Source organism: uncultured Pelagibacterium sp., assembly GCF_963972885.1.
Classification (GTDB): domain Bacteria; phylum Pseudomonadota; class Alphaproteobacteria; order Rhizobiales; family Devosiaceae; genus Pelagibacterium; species Pelagibacterium nitratireducens.
In genome coordinates, this window is record NZ_CAXAXY010000155.1 from 1 (window position 1) to 3,452 (window position 3,452).

At 63.1% G+C, this 3,452-nt stretch carries 4 protein-coding genes; 1 reads left to right on the top strand and 3 read right to left on the bottom strand.

All coding sequences use genetic code 11. The annotated features are described in order from the left end of the window. Window positions 1-272: 272 nt before the first annotated feature. Entirely contained in the window at window positions 273-878 is a 606-nt protein-coding gene (locus tag AACZ55_RS15735) for a YdeI/OmpD-associated family protein (RefSeq protein ID WP_339647606.1), read from the top strand. A 16-nt stretch (window positions 879-894) separates the two neighbouring features. On the opposite strand, the gene AACZ55_RS15740 is transcribed toward AACZ55_RS15735, so the two are convergent. The 3 genes from AACZ55_RS15740 to AACZ55_RS15750 form a co-directional block, all read right to left on the bottom strand. Continuing rightward, window positions 895-2,547, bottom strand: a complete 1,653-nt coding sequence (locus AACZ55_RS15740) for a TadG family pilus assembly protein (protein WP_339647607.1) — start codon at window positions 2,545-2,547, stop codon at window positions 895-897. A gap of 3 nt (window positions 2,548-2,550) precedes the next feature. Beyond that, window positions 2,551-2,991, bottom strand: a complete 441-nt coding sequence (locus AACZ55_RS15745; protein ID WP_338608281.1) for a TadE/TadG family type IV pilus assembly protein — start codon at window positions 2,989-2,991, stop codon at window positions 2,551-2,553. A gap of 166 nt (window positions 2,992-3,157) precedes the next feature. Further along, on the bottom strand, window positions 3,158-3,412 hold the full coding sequence (locus AACZ55_RS15750) for a GlsB/YeaQ/YmgE family stress response membrane protein (protein WP_339647608.1): 255 nt from the start codon (window positions 3,410-3,412) through the stop codon (window positions 3,158-3,160). Window positions 3,413-3,452 lie beyond the last annotated feature (40 nt).

A 3,452-nucleotide genomic window follows, 5' to 3' on the forward strand; every position in this document is an offset into this window, starting at 1 on the left:
TCAGCTGGGAGAGCGCCTGCATGGCATGCAGGAGGTCAGCGGTTCGATCCCGCTTGGCTCCACCATTTTCTTCTTCTGTCTCACGGCGCGCACCACTGCGGACATGACGGCCTAAAACCACCCTATGTCCTCCGTTGCGCCTGCGACGGCGCGGCCGAATGGTCGGCCGGGGTCCTCGCCTATGGGCTCGTCCACCCCACCGGCTGCCATTGGTTCACCATCACTTGCGCGGAAAACGCCCCTCTGTAGAGTTGGGGAAAAGAGGAGTCGTCATGCCGCCTGTCATTCCCGATCCGGAAAAAATCCGTCCGTTTGCCGATTTCGAGAGCTTTTATGGCTGGCTGGCCCAGCATGGAGGCGCGTGGGACGAGGTTTGGGTGCAGTTTTTCAAGAAGGGGTCGGGGGTCGAGACGATCGGTTACGAGGAGGCGGTGCGCGCCGGCTTGTGCTGGGGATGGATCGACGGGATCAAGAAAAAGCACGACGAAAAATCGTATCTCCTGCGCTTTACGCCAAGGCGGAAAAAATCGATCTGGAGCCTGATCAATACCCGTCATGCCGAACGCCTGATCGAAGAGGGTCTGATGCGTGAGCCGGGGCTGGCGCAGGTCGAGGCGGCAAAGGCGGATGGGCGCTGGGACGCTGCCTATTCGTCGGGGGCCGAGTTCACCATGCCCGAGGATTTTGTCGCGGCGGTGCGAGCCAACCCCGAGGCGCTTGCGGTTTATGAAACGCTCAACCGCGCCAATCTCTATGCACTGATGTTCCGGATCAACGGGGTCAAAAAGGCGGAAACGCGGGCCCGCAATATCGAAAAATTCGTCGCCATGCTGGCGCGGGGGGAAACGCTGCATCCCAATGGGAGAGCGAAGGCGTAATGCCAAGATTTGAGCCTTATTGAACCAGGGCGGCATTGCGGCAATCGAAGCTGTGGACGGCGACGTCGACTTCGCCCAGGCCGATGCCCAGGGCGTCGAACAGCACGATCAGGACCTTATCGAGAACGATGGCGACAGGGTCAAGCAGCGTTTCGACGGCGTCGAGCGCACCCGAAAGCAGGGAGCCGAGCAGGTTGATCGAAAGAACCTCCAGTTCAAGATCGAGATTGCCGATCAGTGAGCCGGTCAGGCTTGAAACGGGAGTCCGGGTGGTTGCCGTGCGGATGGTGTCGTTGGCGGCGTCGTGCGCCGTGAAATAAAGCGGGACGGGGCTTGTCTGGCTCATTGAAACATCGGCGCGGGCGTTGACCCGGGCGATGCCGCCCAGAAGCGAAACGATGGGGGTCTTGGCGATCTCGAGCGGGCTTTTTGTATCCAGAAACGCCGATTGGGGCGTGTTGCCTATGGCCAGCCGCAGCACGCCGGGGCTTGCATCGATGGTGGCGGTGCCCTGATCGGGGCGACCCGGGGGACAGGACAGGGACGCCATGCGCGCCTCGGCGGGGGCAAGCTCGGCATAAACGGGCAAGGTGATGTCGAGCAGACCCAGCCCGCCGCCATTGCCCAGAACCGAGACGTCGAGACGAAGCCTGGTCTGGGCGGTGCGCAGATAATCGCCCTCGCCCGAGAGCGTGAACCAGCCGGTGACCGGCGGTTCGCCCACAACCAGCGCCACATCGATGCCGGCAATGCCGGGCACGCCTGCGCCAAGTTCGAGGCCGATATGGCGGTTGCCATCGGCGACCAGAGCGGCGGCCGACAAAAGGCCCAACGCATCGACGCTGGCCTCGACCGCTGCCGAGGTGCCAAGCGCCAGCCCCGCCAGCCCGTCGGCGACGATGAGACGGGCCATGTCTACGCTGAGTGTTTCGTCGACCCGCCCGGCCAGGTGCACAAGGACCGCATTTCCCCCCGAAGCCGAGGCGATGGCGGCGGCGATGGCGCCAAGGGAGATATCGGCATCGAGGAGTTCGGAATAGGTGCCGACCTCCAGATCCACCTCGCCGGCCAGGGCGTCAAGGAAATCGAGGAGCGAAATATCGACATCGGCGATGGCGTTATAGTCGAGCAGCGAAAGCGACAACTCGGTGCCCAACAGGCCACCCAGCACGGCGTTGAGGACGCCGCCATTGAGGCTGGCGAGGCGTGAGCCGATGGACCAGCCGGCCATGGGGGTGGCGCTGGCGGTGGCCACGACACCGATGAGAGGCGGCGGAAAGCCGAAAAGCGACGCGAAATGGACGGTGCCCTCGCGCCGCAGGGTGACGCGGGCCGCATTTATGGGGCCGGTATCGGGAGCAAAACGCTCGGCGGGCGCAAGAGAGGGATCGGGAGCGTAGTGGCCGGTCTGAACGATGATCGTTTCGGGGAGGGGATCGTATCCGGCGTCGCGCAGGCTCAGGCGCACCTGTTGGGCGGCGTTGGCCGGGTCGCCTGCGGCGTGGATGGCAGCCAGATCGGCGACCGATTGCAGGCGGCGTTTTTCGAGATGGAGGGAGGCCTCATCGATTGCAAAGGCGGCAAGGCCGAGCAGGACAGGCGCGCCGGCAGCGAACAGGGTGACCACATTGGCCCTGACATCGGCGAGGAAGCGGGCGATCGGGCCCATCGATCACACCCCGCCATTGCGGATGGTGGAGGCAAAGACGATGGTTTTGCCGGGGAGGGGCAGCGGGGGGTGGAGATTCCAGATGGGCAGCGCCGAGGCATCATAGCTGACGCTGACCAGGAACTGGTCGGGATCGGACGGGCTGGGGGCGGCCGCTATGGTCAAGAGATCGGGGTCGATCAGCACATAAGAGCCGCCATTGTTGGCGAGGAAGGCGGTGGCGAGGGCGGTGCGCTCAGCTCCCGAGAGCCCGGCCACCGCCGCGCGGGCCGCATCGGCGGCCAGTTGCTGGACCGAGTGGGCGGCGCCAAAATAAATGCCATAGCCAATGGCGCCGAACAAAAGCAGCAGGAAGATGGGCGCGATCAGGGCAAATTCGACGGCGGAGGTGCCCGCCTGGTCCTGCCAGGTGCACGCCAGGAACCGACGGCGGCCGTTTGGCATGAAATCCCCCTTTGTGCCGGTCATCGGGGGAAAAATACGGGACAAAACGCTACCAAGTTCTCTTTGGCGGCCTATGGGCGTTGACCATGCGTATATCTACGGCCCGCAGCAAAAACCGGCACCTTGGGCAAGGCGCCGGTCGAGATATCGCATTATGAAAATCGTTTTACCGTCGGACGGCCCTGACGAGCGCGATGAGAATACACGCGCCAATCAGACCGGCGATCAGGTAACCGAACCAGCCGTTTCCGAATGGAATTCCGATCAGGCCAAACAAAAAGCTGGCAAGCGCTGCGCCGACGATGCCGAGAACGATGTTGAGAAAGATTCCCGTCCCTGTCTTCATGATGGCCGAGGCTGCCCACCCGGCCAGACCGCCGATGATGATGGCTGCAAGCCAGCTAATTCCCATTTCGTCCATTTTAACCCCACAACAGCATTGTTAATGATCGTCCCCAATA